The organism is Acidisphaera rubrifaciens HS-AP3 (assembly GCF_000964365.1).
Lineage (GTDB): Bacteria > Pseudomonadota > Alphaproteobacteria > Acetobacterales > Acetobacteraceae > Acidisphaera > Acidisphaera rubrifaciens.
Map to the genome: position 1 here is coordinate 1 of NZ_BANB01000677.1, position 2040 is coordinate 2040.

Annotated in this window: 2 protein-coding genes; both read right to left on the reverse strand. The window is 70.7% G+C overall.

The window, feature by feature from the left end; genetic code table 11:
• Positions 1–64 precede the first annotated feature (64 nt).
• Positions 65–1195 (reverse strand): ABC transporter substrate-binding protein, encoded by a 1131-nt coding sequence (locus tag B8460_RS16275; protein ID WP_084623778.1) that lies wholly within the window; start codon positions 1193–1195, stop codon positions 65–67.
• A 158-nt stretch (positions 1196–1353) separates the two neighbouring features.
• Positions 1354–2040, reverse strand: a 687-nt coding sequence (locus tag B8460_RS16280) for an NAD(P)-dependent oxidoreductase (protein ID WP_048862665.1), incomplete at its 5' end; no start/stop codon positions are given.

Genomic DNA, 2040 nt, shown 5'->3' on the forward strand with positions numbered 1-2040 from the left:
GTGCCGCCGCCCGCCGCACCTTCCACGGCCTGCATCCGCGCGCCCCGCCGCCGCCCGGCCGCCGCTACTTGAACAGCGCGCCGAGTTGCTGGCGCGTCAGTTCGGTGGACAGGATCGCATCCGGCGGCAGATGCCGGTCGTAATGCGGCGCGAGCTTCGGATCGCTCGACGTGCTGTCCTCGAACAGCGGCAGGTCGATGATGCTCGGCTCGGGGTCATTCAGCCCCTCGACCGCCGCCACCGCCTTGCGCAGCGCGAGCCGCACCAGCCACGTGCGCCCCGACACCGTCGCGAGCTTGAATCCCGGATTGGCCGCCTTGTGATCCTCCCAGAAGCAGCCGAGTTCGTTCGCGTCCTCGGACGCCCAGAGCGGAATCTGCCGCCCCGCCGCGACATAGGCGCGCAGCGCGCCCATCGCGCCGAGGCCGTAATCGCTGTACACCGCGTCGATCTTCGGATACTTAGCGAGCAGGCTCGACATCACCCGTTGCGCCTCGGCCGGGTCCCAGTTGGTATCGACCGGACCTTCCAGCACCTTGATGCCGGGATAGCGGGCATAGACCTTCTTCCAGCCCACTTCCTCGCCGATGCTCGTCGGGTTGCCCGGCGTGCCGCCCAGCACGATGACGTTGCCGTGGCCATTCAGGTTGCGGGCGATCCACTCCGCCTCGGTCGCCGCCTTGGCCTCCAGGCTTTCGGTGGTGACCAGCAGATAATCACGCCCCCGCTTGCCGGGGAACGCCACGCCCACGTCGTACGGCACCACCGCGACGCCCGCTTTCGTCGCGTCGCGCATCGCCTTGAGGATCGCCTCGCCGCCGTCGGGATAGACGAGGATGACGTCGAAATGCTGCGCGACCAGGCCGCCGATGTCGGAAATCTGCTTCTGCGTGCTGCCCTGACCGTCGGTGTAGCGCGTCTCGACGATGGTCTTGCACTTTGCCGCCTCGTCCTCGAACTCGCGGCGCACGATGCGGCGCCAGGAGTTGCTGCCGAAACCGTCGGAAAGGGCCACCCGTATGGGCTTCTTGCCGCACAGCGCCGTGATGTCGGCCTGCTGCGTCGGCGGCCCTTCCTTGGTCGGCGCGAGATCGAGACCGGCGAAACGGCCGCTGTCGGCATGCGCCGCGGGCACGCCCAGCAGGGTCACGGCCGCCGCCGCGAGGGCCGCCGCGAACAAACGCAGTCCTGGCATCGATCCTCCCCTTACGTCTGGTCCAGCCGCGCTCCGGCACGATGGTGCCGGGCGCTTTTGCGCTGCTTTCTGCTGTCACGCATCACTAGTTAGCGATCGATAACCAAGCTAGCCGCGCGATCCCCGCCGGTCCAGACGAAAAATCGCCGCGTATGCCGTCAGGGCTCGCCGAGGCCGGCGCGCCGCTCCACGTCCACGACGGCGGCGAAGAAGTCGCGCGCGGCGAGCCCCGCGTCGGCCTGTGCGGCGAACAGCCGCGCGACCTCGCCGGCCAGCGGGGCGTCGATGCCCGCCGCCGCCATCGCCTCGGCGACGAGGCGCATGTCCTTCTGCATCTGCGCGACGGTGAAGGCGGGGCTGAAATCGCGGGCGCGCAGCGGTGCCAGCTTGTAGCCGATCAGCGGCGAGGCGACGACGCTGCGCCCCAGCACGTCGAGCAGCACGTCCCACGCGATGCCGCCCTTGCGCCCGAGCGTCAGCGCCTCCGCCACCACCTGCGCCGTGCTGCCGACCAGATGGTTGACCGCGAGCTTCATGTAGCGCGCCTGCGCCCCGTCGCCGACATGCATGACGGTCTGCCCCATGGCACCGAGGATCGGCGCCACGCGCGCATACGCCGCCGCCGGGCCGGAGACCATGATCGTCAGCGCGCCCGCCCGCGCCGTCTGCGTGCTGCCGGACACGGGGGCGGCGAGATAGGCAACCCCCGCCGCCTCGGCCGCCGCGCGCACCGCCGCACAGGCCTCGGGCGAGACGGTGCTCATGTCGACATAGACGCCGCCCGGCGCGAGATGCGCGAGCACGCCCGCCTCGCCCAGCGCCACGCCGCGCAGCGCCGCGTCGTC

Bases quoted from the DNA above. Each gene is read 5' to 3' on its own strand.
- B8460_RS16275 (WP_084623778.1), bottom strand. From the start codon at position 1,195: ATGCCAGGACTGCGTTTGTTCGCGGCGGCCCTCGCGGCGGCGGCCGTG.